The 15713-nt window shown below is 64.9% G+C and carries 16 protein-coding genes; 4 read left to right on the forward strand and 12 right to left on the reverse strand.

Going from position 1 to position 15713, the window contains the following annotated elements; translation table 11 throughout:
- Positions 1-84: 84 nt before the first annotated feature.
- The 5 genes from sigX to ppsA all read right to left on the reverse strand — a co-directional run bounded on the left by sigX (position 85) and on the right by ppsA (position 5385).
- Positions 85-669 (reverse strand): RNA polymerase sigma factor SigX, encoded by a 585-nt coding sequence (gene sigX / locus GSQ95_RS13975; RefSeq protein WP_158895485.1) that lies wholly within the window; start codon positions 667-669, stop codon positions 85-87.
- 55 nt (positions 670-724) lie between these two features.
- The gene (locus tag GSQ95_RS13980) at positions 725-1549 is read right to left on the reverse strand and encodes a mechanosensitive ion channel domain-containing protein (protein WP_158895487.1); all 825 of its coding nucleotides are present in this window, start codon (positions 1547-1549) and stop codon (positions 725-727) included.
- Positions 1550-1813 (reverse strand): CrfX protein, encoded by a 264-nt coding sequence (locus GSQ95_RS13985; protein WP_133859679.1) that lies wholly within the window; start codon positions 1811-1813, stop codon positions 1550-1552.
- A 48-nt stretch (positions 1814-1861) separates the two neighbouring features.
- Positions 1862-2863, reverse strand: coding sequence for a zinc transporter ZntB (locus GSQ95_RS13990; RefSeq protein ID WP_133859680.1), 1002 nt, complete (start codon positions 2861-2863; stop codon positions 1862-1864).
- A gap of 152 nt (positions 2864-3015) precedes the next feature.
- Positions 3016-5385, reverse strand: a complete 2370-nt coding sequence (gene ppsA / locus GSQ95_RS13995) for a phosphoenolpyruvate synthase (protein ID WP_158895489.1) — start codon at positions 5383-5385, stop codon at positions 3016-3018.
- Positions 5386-5511: 126 nt separating this feature from the next.
- Between ppsA and GSQ95_RS14000 the strand changes: the two genes are divergently transcribed.
- Both GSQ95_RS14000 and GSQ95_RS14005 read left to right on the forward strand, forming a co-directional pair.
- Entirely contained in the window at positions 5512-6330 is an 819-nt protein-coding gene (locus GSQ95_RS14000; protein WP_133859682.1) for a pyruvate, water dikinase regulatory protein, read from the forward strand.
- A gap of 48 nt (positions 6331-6378) precedes the next feature.
- Positions 6379-7008 (forward strand): LysE family translocator, encoded by a 630-nt coding sequence (locus GSQ95_RS14005; protein WP_158895491.1) that lies wholly within the window; start codon positions 6379-6381, stop codon positions 7006-7008.
- A 1-nt stretch (position 7009) separates the two neighbouring features.
- Here GSQ95_RS14005 and GSQ95_RS14010 read toward each other — a convergent pair whose 3' ends face one another.
- The 3 genes from GSQ95_RS14010 to GSQ95_RS14020 form a co-directional block, all read right to left on the reverse strand.
- Positions 7010-8065: a 5-methyltetrahydropteroyltriglutamate--homocysteine methyltransferase gene (locus tag GSQ95_RS14010; RefSeq protein WP_158895493.1), complete on the reverse strand. Its 1056-nt coding sequence runs from the start codon at positions 8063-8065 to the stop codon at positions 7010-7012.
- A 102-nt stretch (positions 8066-8167) separates the two neighbouring features.
- Complete coding sequence (locus GSQ95_RS14015; RefSeq protein WP_158895495.1) at positions 8168-8668, reverse strand: GNAT family N-acetyltransferase; 501 nt, start codon at positions 8666-8668, stop codon at positions 8168-8170.
- An 83-nt stretch (positions 8669-8751) separates the two neighbouring features.
- Positions 8752-11154, reverse strand: coding sequence for a TonB-dependent siderophore receptor (locus tag GSQ95_RS14020; protein WP_158895497.1), 2403 nt, complete (start codon positions 11152-11154; stop codon positions 8752-8754).
- 137 nt (positions 11155-11291) lie between these two features.
- Between GSQ95_RS14020 and GSQ95_RS14025 the strand changes: the two genes are divergently transcribed.
- The gene (locus GSQ95_RS14025) at positions 11292-11522 is read left to right on the forward strand and encodes a hypothetical protein (RefSeq protein WP_158895499.1); all 231 of its coding nucleotides are present in this window, start codon (positions 11292-11294) and stop codon (positions 11520-11522) included.
- 28 nt (positions 11523-11550) lie between these two features.
- Here the strand turns inward: GSQ95_RS14025 and GSQ95_RS14030 are convergent, their stop codons facing one another.
- The 3 genes from GSQ95_RS14030 to GSQ95_RS14040 are packed head-to-tail and all read right to left on the reverse strand — an operon-like array spanning position 11551 to position 14637.
- Positions 11551-13548, reverse strand: coding sequence for a CHASE2 domain-containing protein (locus tag GSQ95_RS14030; RefSeq protein WP_158895501.1), 1998 nt, complete (start codon positions 13546-13548; stop codon positions 11551-11553).
- A gap of 10 nt (positions 13549-13558) precedes the next feature.
- Positions 13559-14191, reverse strand: a complete 633-nt coding sequence (locus GSQ95_RS14035; RefSeq protein ID WP_158895503.1) for an OmpA family protein — start codon at positions 14189-14191, stop codon at positions 13559-13561.
- The gene (locus GSQ95_RS14040; RefSeq protein WP_158895505.1) at positions 14188-14637 is read right to left on the reverse strand and encodes a FecR domain-containing protein; all 450 of its coding nucleotides are present in this window, start codon (positions 14635-14637) and stop codon (positions 14188-14190) included. The genes GSQ95_RS14035 and GSQ95_RS14040 overlap by 4 nt, the downstream gene beginning before the upstream one ends.
- A gap of 267 nt (positions 14638-14904) precedes the next feature.
- On the opposite strand from GSQ95_RS14040, the gene GSQ95_RS14045 reads away from it, so the two are divergent.
- Positions 14905-15471 (forward strand): histidine phosphatase family protein, encoded by a 567-nt coding sequence (locus GSQ95_RS14045; RefSeq protein WP_158895507.1) that lies wholly within the window; start codon positions 14905-14907, stop codon positions 15469-15471.
- Positions 15472-15477: 6 nt separating this feature from the next.
- Here GSQ95_RS14045 and GSQ95_RS14050 read toward each other — a convergent pair.
- Positions 15478-15713, reverse strand: a 236-nt coding sequence (locus GSQ95_RS14050) for a DUF1090 family protein (protein ID WP_158973830.1), incomplete at its 5' end; no start/stop codon positions are given.

A 15713-nucleotide genomic window follows, 5' to 3' on the forward strand; every position in this document is an offset into this window, starting at 1 on the left:
TTAGTGGTACTAATTCCGGCAATCTCCGGAGGCTTCGACAACAAGTTTTCGTGAAGTTCAAAAACTTACGACCGACACATCCGGTCAGCCCTCAACTTCAGCTGCGAACTTGTCACGCAGTTTGTCGAGTGCCCGCTTGTACCGCATCTTGGTGGCGCTGAGGCCCATGTGCATGATGTCGGCGATCTCCTGGAACTCCAGCTCGGCGACGAAGCGCAGCACCAGAATTTCCCGATCGACCTGACCCACATGGACCAGCCAGCGATCCATCCCTCCCTTCTCTTCCAGCTTCGGCGCCCGTTCCTCGGAGGCTTCCTCCATCGGATCCAGACTTAATGCCTCTACCAGCCGCCGCTTGCGACGTTCCTTGCGGTACTGAGTGATGCACTCGTTGTAGGTGATGCTGTACAGCCAGGTCTTGAATTTCGATTTCCCCTCGAAATTCTTCAAACCGTAAAGCACCTTCAGCATGATCTCCTGGCAGACATCGTCTGCATCCCGGTCGTTCCCCAGGTAGCGGGCGCAGACGTTGAGCAGGGTGCGCTGGTAACGGCGCATCAGTTCTTCGTAGGCTCGCGTCACGTGGAAGAGTTCACCATGCGCGCGCTGGACCAGCTCTTCATCACTGAGCGTAGTCGGGTCGTAGGCATGAGGGGCAGGCTTGTTCAAGACGGAGTTGGCTACCAAAAAGTGGCGGGCATGATAGCCATCTCCGCGGCGCCTGTCAGCGGCTGCGCACCTGAGCCTCCAGTAATAGACGGTTCGGAACCGAAACGATATCGCCCTCCTCGGTCATGATGAGGGTCTTAGCGGTCCCGATTTCCTCGATCTCGCCTTCGACGTCCGCCAGGGTCACCCACTGGCCGACTTCGTAGAGTTCGCGCACATAGATGCCGGCCAGAATCTGCGACACCAGTCCCCGGCTGCCCAGCCCCAGGGCCAGGGCCGCGGCCAGGGCGAAGGCGGTCAGCACGATGGCGATGACCAGGTTCAGCAGCTCGGTCTTGATCTCCAGCTGACCGACCGCGACCGAAATCGAAATGATGATGACCAGGCCCTGGGCCAGGCGCCCCAGCCCCGCGGCGTAATCCAGGCCGACACCCTCGGCGGCGCCGTGGACCAGGCCACTGACCAGTTGCGCCAGCAGCACGCCAACGATGAGCACCAGGGCGGCACCAAAGATCTTGGGTACATAGAGCGCCATGACGTCCAGGGTGGAGGACACGCGCTGCAGGCCCAGGGATTCGGCGGCCGACACCAGGAACACCAGCAGGACAAACCAGTAGACGATCCGGCCGATCAGGGTGGTGACCGGGATGCGGATGCCGATCTTGGCCAGCTGTTTGGTCACACCGGCACCGGCAAGGATGCGATCCAGGCCGAGTTTGGCGAGTACCTTCGACAGTACGGTGTCGAGAATCTTGGCGACGGCGAAGCCGGCGAGGATCACTACCAGGGCGCCGAAGACGTTGGGAATGAAACCGGCCACCTTGCTCCACAGGGTGGTCATGGCGGACAGCAGACTCTGGGTCCAGATATCGAATTCCATCTACTTCAGGATCTCCGGGGAAGATTCGCTACGCCGGGTGCGACGTGAGCGCGGCTTCAGATGAGGGGCACCGTTGCCCAGCGCCAGCAGCAGCACCGATACCCAGTGCCGCCCGATCAGATCGAACAGCGCACCAGCGCCCACCTGGCGGTTGGCGGTCTTGAGTACCCGGTGCAAGCGCGCCTGGTCATCGCCCTCCTCGTCCTGAGCGTTGGCCGGGGTATTGAGGAGCGCCTTGAGGGACGCTTCGAAAGGATCGTGCATAAGCACCTCGCTGGTCGTTTCCTCTTGACGCAACGAGGTGGAGGCGGGTCACAGCCAGCGCAGTCGGCGAAACAGCCAGACCTGGAAGATCGACACCGCCGCGATCAGCAGGCAGGCGGCCACGAAGCCGAAGGGAGACGAGGAACCCGGCAGGCCGCCCATGTTCATTCCCAGCAGGCCGGTGATGAAGCTGATGGGCAGGAAGAAGCCGGTAATGATGGCCAGCAGATAGAGGGTACGGTTGGTCTTTTCCGTGGTCGCCCGCTGTTCGGCGTCCTGCAGCAGCGCCACCCGCTCGCGCATGACCTCGAGTTCTTCCAGGTTACGCACCAGGCTGTTGTGCAATTCGCTCCAGTAGCCCTGACTGGCCGCCTCGACGAACCAGGCGGGCTTGCCGCGGGCCAGATCGCCATAGATGTCGCGCTGCGGGGCCAGGTAACGGCGCAACCCGGTCGCGCGACGCCTGAGGGTGAGCACCTGGGCATGGTCGGGCAGGCTGTTCTCGTCCTGGTCGACCTGCTCTTCGAGGCCATCGAGCTGGTCGGACAGGCCGCGCACCAGGTCATCGACCCGGCTGGTCATGTAGCTGGCGAGATAGAGCACCAGTTCCTCGGCGCTCTGGGCGCCGATGCCCGCTTCCAGGTCTTCCTGGACTTCGGCGGCAGCCTTCATGGGTCTCATGCGCAGCGAGATCACCCGGCGTTTGTCGACGAAGACCCGCAGCGACACCATGTCTTCGGGCACGGCGCCAGGATTGAGGTTCACCCCGCGTAGGAACAACAGCAGGCTGTCGTCGGGCTGATTGACCAGCCGCGGGCGGGTCGCCTCTTCCAGCAGCAGGTCGCAGGCGAATTCGCTCAGGCCGCTGGATTGCCGGAGCCAGGCCTGGGCTTCGGGAACGCTGCGATCCCAGTGCAGCCAGAGTACCTCGCCGGGGCCCGGCTCGGCCTCGGCCAGTTCCCGGCGACTCAGGCGTCTGCCGCCACCGCGGCCATCGAGGAGATAGCCATAGATGAGGCCCTGTTCCACATCGCTGTCGTACTGCTGCATCTGACGTCTCTTGCAGGGATCGCGACCGCATCCGGTCAAGCGCTCCGGCAAAGGCGGCCCTGGACAGGGCGCAGGCACCACCTTCGTAGGGGAATGAGGGAATCAATCCTGGAAAGGCTGACCCCGCCTGCCAGGCGGGGTCAGCCCTGGGATCAGGCGTTGCCTTCAGCCAGGAAGAACCAGGTGTCGAGCACGGAGTCGGGGTTGAGCGAGACGCTCTCGATGCCCTGCTCCATCAGCCACTTGGCCAGATCCGGGTGATCCGAGGGACCCTGACCGCAGATGCCGATGTACTTGCCGGCCCGGTTGCAGGCGGCGATGGCATTGGCCAGCAGCTTCTTGACCGCCGGATTACGCTCGTCGAACAGGTGGGCGATGATGCCGGAGTCGCGATCCAGGCCCAGGGTTAGCTGGGTCAGGTCGTTGGAGCCGATGGAGAAGCCGTCGAAGTGCTCGAGGAACTCGTCCGCCAGCAGGGCGTTGGAGGGCAGCTCGCACATCATGATCACGCGCAGGTCGTTCTCGCCGCGCTTGAGGCCGTTCTCGCCGAGCAGCTCGACCACCCGCGCCGCCTCGTCCAGGGTGCGGACGAAGGGCACCATGAGCTCGACGTTGGTCAGGCCCATCTCTTCGCGCACCTTCTTCATGGCGCGACATTCCAGCTCGAAACAGTCGCGGAAGTTCTCGCTGATGTAGCGGGAAGCGCCGCGAAAGCCCAGCATGGGGTTCTCTTCCTCGGGTTCGTAGAGCTTGCCGCCGATCAGGTTGGCGTACTCGTTGGACTTGAAGTCCGACAGGCGCACGATGACCTTTTTTGGCCAGAAGGCGGCAGCCAGGGTGGCGACCCCTTCCACCAGCTTCTCGACATAGAAGCCGACCGGATCCGAATAGCCGGCGATACGCTTGTCGACGCTTTCCTTTACCTCGCAGGGCAGGCTGTCATAGTTCAGCAGCGCCTTGGGGTGCACGCCGATCATGCGATTGATGATGAATTCGAGGCGCGCCAGACCCACGCCGGCGTTGGGCAGCTGGGCGAAATCGAAGGCACGGTCGGGGTTGCCGACGTTCATCATGATCTTGAACGGCAACTCGGGCATGGCATCCACCGAGCTCTTGCGGATGTCGAAGTCCAGCTCGCCTTCGTAGATCAGGCCGGTATCGCCCTCGGCGCAGGAGACGGTGACGGTCTGGCCTTCCTTGAGCAGGCTGGTGGCATTGCCGCAGCCGACCACCGCCGGGATACCCAGCTCGCGGGCGATGATGGCGGCGTGACAGGTACGACCGCCCCGGTTGGTGACGATGGCACTGGCGCGCTTCATCACCGGCTCCCAGTCGGGATCGGTCATGTCGGAGACCAGGACATCGCCGGGCTGGACGCGGTCCATTTCGCTGACGTCGCGGATGATCTTGACCTTGCCGGCGCCGATGCGCTGGCCGATGGCACGGCCTTCCACCAGCACCTGGCCCTTGTCCTTGAGCAGGTAGCGCTCCATGACGGTGGCGCTGGCCCGGCTCTTCACCGTTTCAGGACGGGCCTGGACGATGTAGAGCTTGCCGTCGTCGCCGTCCTTGGCCCATTCGATGTCCATCGGCCGTCCATAGTGGCGCTCGATGATCAGCGCCTGCTTGGACAGTTCGGTGACCTCGGCGTCGGTGATGGAGAAGCGCGCGCGATCCGCGGGCTCGACATCGACGGTACGGACCGAGCGGCCGGCCTTGGCTTCTTCGCCATAGACCATCTTGATCGCCTTGCTGCCCAGGTTGCGCCTGAGGATGGCCGGGCGACCGGCTTCCAGGGTGGGCTTGTGGACATAGAATTCGTCCGGGTTCACCGCTCCCTGCACCACGGTCTCGCCCAGGCCATAGGCGGCGGTGACGAAGACCGCATCGCGGAAGCCGGATTCGGTATCCAGGGTGAAGAGCACGCCGGCGGCGCCGGTTTCCGAACGCACCATGCGCTGCACGCCGGCGGACAGGGCGACCAGCTTGTGATCGAAGCCCTGGTGGACGCGGTAGGCGATGGCGCGGTCATTGAAGAGAGAGGCGAAGACTTCCTTGGCCGCGCGAATGACGTTGTCGACGCCGCGGATGTTGAGGAAGGTTTCCTGCTGGCCGGCAAAGGAGGCATCCGGCAGGTCTTCGGCGGTCGCCGAGGAGCGCACGGCCACGGCGAGATTAGGGTTGCCTGCCGAGATCTCGGCGAAGGCCCGGCGAATCTCGGCGTCCAGGCGCTCGGGGAAGGGTGCGTCCATGACCCACTGGCGGATCTGGGCGCCGGTCTTGGCCAGGGCGACGACGTCATCGACATCCAGGGCATCGAGGGCGGCGTGGATACGCTCGTTCAGCCCGCTCTGCTCAAGGAAATCGCGATAGGCCTGGGCCGTGGTGGCGAACCCGCCCGGCACGGAGACGCCCGCGTTGGCCAGGTTGGCGATCATCTCGCCGAGAGATGCGTTCTTGCCGCCCACGCGCTCGACGTCGTGTACGCCAAGCTGCTCCAGTGAAATTACATACTCGTCCAAGGTCTTCTCTCCATCTTGTGTCTTTGTGGGAAAGCAGTACGCCTCGGCGCCCGCCCCATGGACAGTGGACGGTGGTAGGTTACAGTGCAGCGATCCCTGCCCCGTACGCCACCAGGACGTCCCTCCATGCAACGAACCGCCTTTTTCATTTCCGACGGTACCGGCATCACGGCCGAAACCCTCGGTCAGAGCCTCCTGGCCCAGTTCGGGGACATCACCTTCAGAAAGATCACGCGCCCCTACGTGGATACGCTGGACAAGGCCAGGGCGATGGTACAGCAGATCAATGCCGCCGCCGTCCAGGACGGTGCGCGACCCATCATCTTCGATACCATCGTCAACCGTGACATCCGGGCCATTCTGGACCAGTCGAACGGGTTCATGATCGACATCTTCTCCACGTTTTTATCCCCGCTCGAACGGGAACTTTCCGCCGAATCTTCGTATTCGGTAGGGAAGTCACATTCGATCATGCACAATAGTCACTACATGGAGCGGATCGAGGCCGTCAATTTCGCACTCGAAAACGACGACGGCGCCCGCACGACCCACTATGCGCAGGCCGATCTGATCCTGGTGGGGGTCTCGCGCTGCGGCAAGACGCCGACCTGCCTCTATATGGCGCTGCAATACGGCATCCGCGCAGCGAACTATCCGCTGACCGAAGAGGACATGGAGCGTCTGCAGTTGCCCGCCTCGCTCAAGACCTACAAGGACAAGCTGTTCGGCCTGACCATCGACGCCGAGCGCCTGGCGGCGATCCGCCACGAGCGCCGGCCCAACAGTCGCTATGCGAGCTTCGCCCAGTGCGAATTCGAACTGCGCGAGGTGGAGAGTCTGTTCCGTCGCGAGAACATCTCCTTCATCAACACCACGCATTTTTCCGTGGAGGAGATCTCGGCGAAGATTCTGGTGGAGAAAGGCGTGGAAAGACGGTTTAAATAGCCGACCACCCTCCTCTTCAGCGCCTGCGTGGCGCGCCAGGCGACCGCCATGAACCTCGTCGATGCCCTGCTGTTCTTTCCGGTCGCCCTGCTCATTGCCCTGACCCCCGGCCCCAACAACTTCTGCTCGCTCGGCAATGGCATCCGCCATGGCGCGGTGACCGCAGGCTTGGCGGCCCTGGGTCGCGATGTGGCCTTCGTGATCTTCCTGGTGATCTCGGCGGTGGGCCTGGGCGCCATGCTGCTGGCTTCGGAGACGGCCTTCACCGTCATCAAGTGGATCGGCGCGCTCTACCTGCTCTACCTCGGCGTGAAGAGCTGGCGCAGCCGGGCCTTCGACGGCCTGGACCTGACCGAGGCCGGGGCGGCGCAACCGCGGGCGCTACACCGGCTGATGCTGCAGGAGTTCCTCATCGGCATCAGCAATCCCAAGGCGATCCTGCTGTTCGCCGCGGTCTTTCCGCAGTTCATCGACCCCAGCCAGCCGACGACCCAGCAATTCGTCTACCTGGGTGGCACCCATCTGTTCGCGGAAATGGTCGCGGCCTTCATCTACGGCCTGTTTGGTCGGCAGATCCGCCGCTTCATCCGCGGACCCCGCGGGGTCCGTCGCCTCAACCAGGCTACCGGGGCCTTCTTTGCCGGCGCCGGCGGTCTGTTGCTGACCGCCCACCGCTGATTCAGGACGACACCAGCCCGGACTGGGCGGCGCCCAGCTTGGCCAGGGCCGCTTCGATCGCCGACCAGGACTGCTGCCTGGGCGCTACCGGCGTGTCCACGGCTGCCTGGCGAGCGGTCCGCACCAGAGCGTTGAATTCGGCTGTCAGAGCAGCGGCCCGGGCCGTGTCCGCATCCCCGGAAAAGACCACGGGTGACAGCCAGAGGCGCTCCTGCAGGCGTTCGCCGATCTGCTGGGCGAATTGCAGCCGCCGCTGCTGGCCGATCTGCCCGGTCTCGGTGTCTTCGACCAGGCCCAGCGACAGCGTCTTGTAGGCCGGCAGCCGATCGAGCAGACCCTGCTGGGCCTGGACCGAACGCGGCCAGTCGACATGCAGCCCCTCCACCGGCAGAGCGGTAGCCAGGCCCAGGTTGTCGATCAACTCACCGTGACGCACGCCCAGCAGCTTCTTCAGCGGCTCGCGCTGCAGCAGGTTGTAGGCCCTTTCGAAGGCGGTACGCCAGGCCAGCGGCAGCTCCAGCGCCAGCAGCGGCTCGTCGAGCTGGATCCATTCCACGCCCTGAGCGGCCAACCTCGCGAATATCTCGCCATAGACCGGCAGCAGCGACTCCAGCAGTTCGAGGCGGTCGAAGGCCGGATCGGGCGAGCGACCGAGCCATAGATAGCTCAGGGGTCCGAGGATCACCGGCTTGGCCACCAGACCGAGCGCCTGGGCCTCGGCGACCTCCTCGAACAGCTGCTCCCAGCCGATGGCGAAGGACTGGTCCGCGGTGAATACCGGGACCTGACAGGGGCCGGCGAATCCCTGACCCTCTGCCGCCTCGGTCCGAGCGGCGGCGCCGACCAGATACGAATGCGCCAGAACCCGATCGCCCCAGCCGAAGTCGCCTACCGCGAGCCACTCACAACCGGCGGCCTGCTGGGCGCGCCACGCCTGCCGACGCTGCTCGCGTCCCTGGGCGATCAGGGCGGCACGGTCGCAGCTGTCGAGAGACGCCAGGGACGCGTCACCCTGTTGCTCGCTGCGCGCGGAACCCTGGGAATGAATCTTGACCATTGCAAACCTCCACCTGACAGGCTGGAGATTGTCTTCTCGCGCGACGCATGAAACAAACTCAGGTTTCTTGTGGTGAACTCAAGTTTCTGTCATACACCGCGATCAGGGTTTGAAGCGCGCCATGCTGTAGGCGTCGACGAACACCCCATCGCGCAGGGCATAGCGCCGCAGCAGCCCTTCTTCTTCGAAACCGAGCTTGCGATAGAGCGCCAGGGCCGGCTCGTTGTCGCTGAAAACCGTCAGCTCGACCCGTTGCAGATTCATCCAGTTGTCGGCGAGGTCGAGCAGCGCCGTCAGCAGCTGGGTGCCTATGCCCTGCCCCTGGCAATCCCGGGCCACGCCCATGCCGATGGCACCACAATGCTGGCGGCGAATGCGCGGCTGTTGCTCGAGACTGGCGCTGCCCACCACCCGCCCCTGCTGCAGGGCGACCAGCGCCACCCGGCCTTCGCGCTCGGCGCTCTGCCGCTGCCGCCATTGCTCGGCGGTCTGATAGGGCAATTGCAGCACCTGTCGCGCCACTACCGGATCGCCATAAAGGGCGGCCAGGCCCTCGGCGTGACGATCGGCATAGCGTTCCAGATGGACAAGCGAGCTGGACATGGGTGGCACTCCTTCACGGAAGTCCGCAGCTTCGCCCAGGTCCGGGGATCGGACAAGGGCGAAGCGTGCGAGTCACGCGCCGGTTACAGCGTCCACTTCAGGCTGAGCATGACGTTGCGGGGATCGCCGTAGGTGCCACTTCCGGTACCCGTCGGGATGCCCTGCCAGTATTTCTCGTCGAAGATGTTGTTGAAGTTGACCCGGCCATCCCAGTGCTCGTTGAAGCGGTAGCCGGCCATCAGACCCACCAGGGCATAGCTGTCCTGCTTGGCTTCGCCGGTGCCGACGCGCTCGAAGGTCTCGCTCTGAGCCTGCAGATCGGCACCGATACGCCAGTTGCTCAGGCTACCCGTGAGTTGGTAGCTGGTGGCGGCCTTGAACAGGTGCTTGGGCTGCTCGGGCGCGAAGCGGCGATCCTCGTAGGTGACATCCTTGGTGTATTGGCTGAGGACCAGGGTATAGGCCGCAGACGCCTGCCAGTTTGGCGTCAGTTGGCCGGAGATTTCCGCGTCGATCCCGCGACTGCGGACCTCGCCCGCAGCGCTGTAACAGCTCTGCGCGGGGTAGCCAGGGCAGAAGGTGGCCTGGTTGGCTGGCAGGTAGGCACGATTCTCCTGGATGGTGTCGAACAGCGCCACGGAGGCATTCAGCGCGCCATCGAAATAGGCCCCCTTGAGACCGATCTCGTAGCTTCTGCCAGTCATGGGCTCGAGGACCGAACCTCCGGAGTTCTGCTCGCTTTGCGGCTTGAAGATCTCGGTATAGCTGGCATAGACCGAGTAGATGTCGTTCAGGTCATAGATGATGCCGGCATAGGGCGTGACTTCGCGGGTGGCCTTGTAGTCGTTGTCGCTGTAAAGGTTGTCGAAGTCATACCAGCTGACTCGTCCCCCGACGATGACGTGCAGCGGGTCCACCGGATTGAAGCGCGCTGCCGCATACACCGCCTCTTCGGTGGTGGTGTTCTTGCTGGCATAGGGTGTCAGGCTGTCCTTGGCCGGCTTGGGGATGCTGCTGGGGCGGAAGTTGTAGATGTCCACCGGAGTGGCACCCGAGTAGCCGCCACGCTGATAGAACTTGTCCTGCCGCCGACTGATCCCGGCCATCAGTTCGTGCTCGCGACCCAGCAACTGGAAGGGCCCGCTCACCGAAGCATCAAGGTTGAGCTGATCGGAATCGGTGCGATAGGCGCCGGAGGCGGTACCAAAGTCACTGACCGAACTGTAGCTGAAGTCCGCGGCCGTGGACGTCAGGTAGTTGGAGTAGGTATCGGAATTGGCCCAGACCTGCTGCGCCGCCAGCTTGGCCTTCCAGCCGTTGTCGAAGGTGTGGGTGATGTCGGAGAACAGGGTGTAGTTGTCCTGATCCCAGTAGGCCCAGTCGCCGCTCAGGAAGGTGGAGCGTGACAGGTGCAGGTTTTCCCCATTGGGACCGCTGGGCAGGCTGCCCCAGTCGGAGGTCTTGTCCTCGCGCTGCTTGGACGCGCCGATGGTCCAGGTGGTGGCGTCGCTGAGATCCGCTTCGAGGACGCCATAGAAGGTCTGGCGCTTGCGCTCGCGCACGTCCTGGAAACTGTGGCCGTCCTCGTAGGCGGCCACGGCGCGACCGCGCAGGGTGCCGGCTTCGTTGAGCTTGTTGGAGGCGTCGACCTCGGTACGGTAGCGGTCCCAGCTGCCGGCGCTGGTGGTGACGCTGACCTGGGGGAAGGCGGTCGGGCGCTTGCGCACCAGATTCAGGGTGGCCGAAGGATCGCCGGCGCCGGTCATCAGGCCGGTGGCACCGCGAACCACCTCGACACGGTCGTAGATGGACAGATCGGCCGAGGACAGACTGTCGAGGGTGAAGGTCCCGGCCGTGGTGGGCAGGCCGTCGTACATGACGTTGTCGATGCGGAAGCCGCGGGAGAGGAATTCCTGGCGGTCGCCGCCGAATTTGCGCAGCGTTACGCCCGGTGCGTATCTGACCACATCGTTGAGATCGGTCATGCCCTGGTCTTCCATGCGCTGCCGGGTGATGACGCTCACCGACTGCGGCGTCTCCCGGATCGACAGGGGCAGGCCGGTGGAGGTGCTCATGGCGCCGGTGGTGTAGGAGCGTGTCCCTTCGGTGGTCGTCCGGCCCGTCAGGGAGCCATCGTCCGCGCTGATGGTGGTGGCCTCCAGCGCCACGCTGCCGGCCGCCGCCTGGGTGGCCACCGGGGCGACGGTCGCGATCGAGCCGCTGACCGAGGCCGCCAGGCCACTGCCCGCCAGCAGGCGCTGCAGGGCGACATCCGGCTCCATCCGCCCCGCCAGTGCCGGCGCTCGCTTGCCTACCAGGGCAGCAGGATCGTAGTTCACCTGGAAGCCACTCGCGCGCGCGAAGCTCTGCAAGGCATCGGCCAGCGGCTGCGCCGGTTGCGACAGCGCCACGGGAGCGGCCTGGGCGAGGGTCGCCACGCCCAGGGAGACGGAAAGCGCGATGAGACGAAGGGAGAAGAGCTGCATGTTGTTGGTCGTCCTCTAGGGAAACACCGACCCGTCCGTACCCCACGTAAGGACTCGCTGGAGGCTATCCAGGGACCGGTATCCGTTGCCGTCTTGCGCGGCGGAACGCAGGCTATGCAACCTGGATGCATCTGTAAATGCAAATTAATATCATAAGCGAACGCAAATCAGCCGATTCCGCTCAGGAAGCGCTCAAGGACGCGCCTCTGCCGGTGTCAGCCTTCCATCGCCCTGTCCCGACTATTTTCGAGGAAATGTTTCAAGGAAACAGGGACTGCCCTGCCTACCTTGCGCGGCAGTGGGCAAAGCTGTTGAGCGAGCGGTGGTCTGTCGCTGTGGTGAAGGCGGAATTGGAAATGGAGGGCTAGGGAAAGCTGCAGGCGGCGGCGGGCCGGTTCAGACCAGCCGCCTGGAGCCACCCGCCCCCTCGTCGTGAAAGCGCTGGGCGATGGCGCAGATCTGCGGCTCGATGGCCAGGAAGGCGTCGAGCACCACAGGATCAAAGGTGCTGCCGCGCATCTCGCGCATCATCTGCAGCGAATCCGCATGGCTGAACGGCTCCTTGTAGCAGCGCCGGCTGATCAGGGCGTCGTAGATATCGGCCACCGCCATGATCCGCCCCGCCAGCGGGATATCGGTACCGGACAGTCCGTTGGGATAGCCGCTGCCATCCCACTTCTCATGGTGGGTGCTGGCGATCTCGGCGGCCAGGGCGAGAAAGTTGTCATCCTCCAGATGGCTGGCCGTGCTGAGGATGATCTGCCGACCGAATTCGGCATGCCGCTGCATCACCTGCATCTCCTCCGGGGTCAGCCGGCCGGGCTTGAGCAGGATGGCATCCGGCACGCCGACCTTGCCGATGTCGTGCAGGGGCGCGGACAGGAACAGCAGCTTGATGTAATCGGGCGTGAGTTGCTCCGGCGCGTGGCCGGACAGCCGCAACTGCTCGGCGATGGCGCGAACGTAGTACTGGGTGCGCTTGATATGGGCACCGGTCTCGGGATCGCGGGTTTCGGCGACCGCCGCCATGGACTCGATGGTGACCTGCCGCGAGCGTTCCAGCTGCCGGCGCCAGCGCTCTTCGTGCTGGCGCGCCAGGATGATCCGGGTGATCAGCGCCAGCGCCGAGAGCATCGCCACCAGCAGCAGGGGCGCGGCCAGCGGAAGGAAGACGTCATGGCGAACGAATAGCCAGGCGCCCAGCAGTTGCGGCAGGACGATCAAGGCGGCCGCCAGCAGGGCGAAGCGACGCTGACTGCGATTGAAGAGAAAGCCAACGGCGAGCAGCAGGCCGCCGGTCAGGCATAGCACCAGTTGCAGCACGCCGGCGAACTGGGGAATCCTTACCAGGGCATCGTCCAGCAGGTCCTGGGTCAGGGCGGCCTGCAGCCTGACGCCGGAAAAGATCTGGCCCAGCGCCGTCGTGTGCAGGTCGTTGAAGCCTGCGGCCGAGACGCCGACGAAGACGACCTTGCCCTTGAGGGTGGCCGGCGCCACCGCGCCGCTGAGCACCGCCACTGCCGAGACCTCCGGATAGTGCTCGGCCTCGCTGTGCAGCCGCAGCAGCGCCTGGCCTTCGCGATCGAGTGGCAGCCGGTGATCGCCGAGTCGCAGCGTCGGCCCGGCAAGGCCGCTCTCCACCACCGCCTCGTTCAGCCCCAGGGCGCGCAGGGTGGCGGCCAGCGCCAGACTCGGATGAACGATACCCTGGTGGCTGAGCAGCAGGGGGACGCGCCGCAGGATGCCATCGCTGTCACGCTGGCTGTTGATGAAGCCACTGAAGCGCGTCTGGCTGGCGATGGAGGCCACGTTGTCCAGCGCGCCGCTGGCTGCGGGCAGCTGCAGGGCGTCGAGGGCGCCGGTGAAGCCGACCCCTGGCCGCAGTCCGCCGGAGACGGGTTGCTGCAGATCGAGAAAGAAGAAACGGGCGCCGACGGCCCCCGTCTGCCCCATGACGTAACCGAGATAGCCATCATTGTCCTGCAATTCCGCAGGCACCCCGGAAAAGCTCAGGTCCACACCGAAGTCGTTGCGGAAACTCTGCTGCAAGGCCTTGAGCGAGGTCCGGTCCGGCTCGCTGAACAGGACATCCACGGCGATCGCCGCCGGCTGGGCCTCGGCGATCCGCGAGAGCAGCTGAGCGACCCGATAGCGGGGCCAGGGCCACTGCCCGAGCGCCGCCAGACTCGCCTCGTCGATGCTGACCACCTGGACATCCGTGGCATCCTCGGTGCTGGCCGCCAGGCGACTGAGCTGGTCGTAGGCCAGGCGATCGAGGTACTGCAGCGGCGGCAACTGCGCCAGGGCAGCGAGACCGAAGGCCAGCGACAGCCCCAGGCTGACCAGGAACATCCAGGGCGCGCGCCGGCGCAGCAGGGTCGCAACGGAGTTCATGCCCGCGAACCTAGAGAATCAGGACTTCGACACGCCGGTTGCGCGGCTCGGATTTGCCGGGACGGGTCGGTACCAGGGGCACGGTATCGCCGAAGAATTCGACATTGATGCGCAACTTGGGATCGAGCCGCTGCAGCAGACCGGCCACCTTGCGGGCACGCTGCCCCGAGAGGTCGAGGTTGTAGGAAGGCGCTCCCGAGCCATCCGCATGGCCGAACACCGAAATCTCCGTGGGGATGCGCTGCCGCGCCGTTTCCAGCACCTCAGGGAGGAGCGCTTTGGACCGCGGCGTGAGCTCCATGCTGTCGGAGAGGAAGTTGAGGATGTAGGTCTTCGGCGGCGACGGCTGAGCCGCCAGCACCTGTCGATGCTGCTGCTCGAAAAGGGGTTGGGCCACCGCCTGCACGGCGGTCGGCGCCTGCCCGGGTGCGCCCACCGTGACCTCGCCGAAGCCCTGGTCGATGGCCTGGCGACCGGCCGGGCTGGTCACCGAAACGGCGCCGACATGGCCGTCTTCATCGGGCATGAGGATGACCCGCGTCTGCGGCGGCGGCGGGCTGGCACAGCCGCCCAGCAGCAGCGCGGACAACAGCACGCTCAGCAGCAGACGCCCAGGGGACGCGACAGCGACCATCGCGTTCATAGGGCCTGGACCAGGAAACGGGTGCCGCGCACGCCGATGGTAGCGGTCGGCGTTTCGATCTTGACCGTGTCGGGGGCGACCTTGCCGATCTTGCCGGACGAATAGATGGCGGAGCCCTTGGTCAGGTACAGCGAGAAGCCATAGCGACTGCGCTTGGGCTCGAACAGATAGTCACGCAATTGCACATCGGCGTCACTGCCCAGGGTGAGCAGGGTACCGTCGAGAAAGACGATGGCGGCGGTGGCATCCGGACCGGCCTGCAGGCGATCGGCCACCTCCAGGGTGGTGCCGGCCTGAGCGTCCAGGGTGGCATTCTGGCGCACTACCTTGACGCTGCCCGAGACGCTCTTGATCAGCGCCACATGCGCCTCTTCCGCAGCCGTGACCTGCGCAGATCCCAGCAATTGCAGCCCGAGCAGCGCCAATGCGAACAGTGTTGTCTTCATGCTTTCCTGGTCCCTGGATGGAAGGGCGTGGCCGCCGTGGGGGCGACGGATTGCCGGCAGGACCTCGGATGGAACCTTGAAGCGGCCTGCTGCGCAGCGGTCAGGGCTCCAGACTCGTGAACCCAGTCACCTTCTACCAGATAAACAAGCCAAGCGGCACGCAAAGTAGTACGAATGGCACCTGGCTACTACTCATGCCATCACGACCCCGCGAGACGAACGGCACCGGCAGCGGTCTAGTGAGCAATCTTTCCCAGGTTACCTTTCATGCAGATCATTCTGGTCCGTCACGGAAAGCCCGATCTATCCAGCAAGGCCCGCTGCACTCCAAGGGAGATGAAGGACTGGGTCGCGCGCTATCAGAAGGCGCCGGTGCCCGCAGGCCAGGAGCCCGCGGAGACGCGGCGGCTGGCGCAAGAGGCGGGTTATGTGGTGAGCAGTCCCCTGAGTCGCTGCGTGCGCTCGCTCGAGTACCTGATGGGGCGCCCCGGCAGCCCGGTGGATGACCGCTATGCCGAAGCCCACCTGCCCTATCTGGAGCTGGATACGCCGCGACTGCCGGTCAAGGCCTGGCGCCTGCTGTTCAGATCCGCCTGGTTCCTGGGTTTCGCCGCCCATACCGAGTCCATCGGCAGTTCCTCGGTACGCGCCGGCCAGGCGGCCGATCACCTCATCGAACTGGCCGAACGCCACGGTTCGGTACTGCTGCTGGGGCACGGCATCATGAACGTGCTGATCGCCTGGCAGTTGCGCAAGCGCGGCTGGCGCGGCCCCCTGCACCTGCTGCTCAAGGACTACTGGAAGCCGAGCATCTATAAAAAGGAAACGCGCTGAGAGCGCTCAGCGGTCCGCCCTGGCGCGGGCCTCTTCCAATTCACGGCGCGCCTCGGCCAGCTTTCGGGTGCGCACCTGGATCTTGTCGGCGTCGCCCTTGGCCTGGGCGCTACGCAGATCCCGTTCTCGCTCGGCCACCTCGCGGCTCCGGGCCTGGATGACGTCCAGCCGCTGCTGGCGCAGGCCGGCGTCGGTGCAATGCGCTTGCACCGCGCCGAGTGCCCGCCGCAACCCCGCCAGCC

The organism is Pseudomonas sp. BAV 4579 (assembly GCF_009765395.1).
GTDB lineage: Bacteria > Pseudomonadota > Gammaproteobacteria > Pseudomonadales > Pseudomonadaceae > Chryseomonas > Chryseomonas aestiva.

Bases quoted from the DNA above. Each gene is read 5' to 3' on its own strand.
- GSQ95_RS14005 (WP_158895491.1), top strand. From the start codon at position 6,379: ATGAACCTCGTCGATGCCCTGCTGTTCTTTCCGGTCGCCCTGCTCATT.
- GSQ95_RS14020 (WP_158895497.1), bottom strand. From the start codon at position 11,154: ATGCAGCTCTTCTCCCTTCGTCTCATCGCGCTTTCCGTCTCCCTGGGC.
- GSQ95_RS14030 (WP_158895501.1), bottom strand. From the start codon at position 13,548: ATGAACTCCGTTGCGACCCTGCTGCGCCGGCGCGCGCCCTGGATGTTC.
- GSQ95_RS13980 (WP_158895487.1), bottom strand. From the start codon at position 1,549: ATGGAATTCGATATCTGGACCCAGAGTCTGCTGTCCGCCATGACCACC.
- GSQ95_RS14000 (WP_133859682.1), top strand. From the start codon at position 5,512: ATGCAACGAACCGCCTTTTTCATTTCCGACGGTACCGGCATCACGGCC.
- GSQ95_RS13985 (WP_133859679.1), bottom strand. From the start codon at position 1,813: ATGCACGATCCTTTCGAAGCGTCCCTCAAGGCGCTCCTCAATACCCCG.
- GSQ95_RS14010 (WP_158895493.1), bottom strand. From the start codon at position 8,065: ATGGTCAAGATTCATTCCCAGGGTTCCGCGCGCAGCGAGCAACAGGGT.
- GSQ95_RS14035 (WP_158895503.1), bottom strand. From the start codon at position 14,191: ATGAACGCGATGGTCGCTGTCGCGTCCCCTGGGCGTCTGCTGCTGAGC.
- GSQ95_RS13990 (WP_133859680.1), bottom strand. From the start codon at position 2,863: ATGCAGCAGTACGACAGCGATGTGGAACAGGGCCTCATCTATGGCTAT.
- GSQ95_RS14025 (WP_158895499.1), top strand. From the start codon at position 11,292: ATGCAAATTAATATCATAAGCGAACGCAAATCAGCCGATTCCGCTCAG.
- GSQ95_RS14015 (WP_158895495.1), bottom strand. From the start codon at position 8,668: ATGTCCAGCTCGCTTGTCCATCTGGAACGCTATGCCGATCGTCACGCC.
- GSQ95_RS14045 (WP_158895507.1), top strand. From the start codon at position 14,905: ATGCAGATCATTCTGGTCCGTCACGGAAAGCCCGATCTATCCAGCAAG.
- GSQ95_RS14040 (WP_158895505.1), bottom strand. From the start codon at position 14,637: ATGAAGACAACACTGTTCGCATTGGCGCTGCTCGGGCTGCAATTGCTG.